Annotated in this window: 1 pseudogene; it reads right to left on the bottom strand. The window is 57.0% G+C overall.

The annotated features are described in order from the left end of the window. Positions 1-50 precede the first annotated feature (50 nt). A pseudogene (locus tag OGV94_RS00110) lies at positions 51-314 on the bottom strand (formylglycine-generating enzyme family protein); the annotation flags it as partial.

Genomic DNA, 314 nt, shown 5'->3' with positions numbered 1-314 from the left:
CATCACAATGGCACACAGCCACAACCTGTCGTTTTTCATTATCACAGCCCTCATTTCACCGGACTCGGCTGGTTAACGGCGCAGCGCACGGTTTTGTCGGTTGGTGGATAACCTTTATTTCCCGGATCGGTTTTATAGCGCACCATGGTCAGCCCGCGCCCCGGCCCTGAGTAGTTCTGGCTGCGCAGCACCCGCGTGTAGTACCCGTCCGGGTCTTTGAATACCGGCTGCTCCGGACCCTGCGGGTCTTTTACCGGCGAATGGCTGTAGTATTCCGGGTCATACCAGTCCTTCATCCATTCCCAGCCGTTTCC

The sequence above is a fragment of the Citrobacter sp. Ce006 genome (assembly GCF_030336535.1).
GTDB classification, from domain to species: Bacteria; Pseudomonadota; Gammaproteobacteria; order Enterobacterales; family Enterobacteriaceae; genus Citrobacter; species Citrobacter europaeus.
This window is presented reverse-complemented; position numbering and strand designations above follow the sequence as displayed.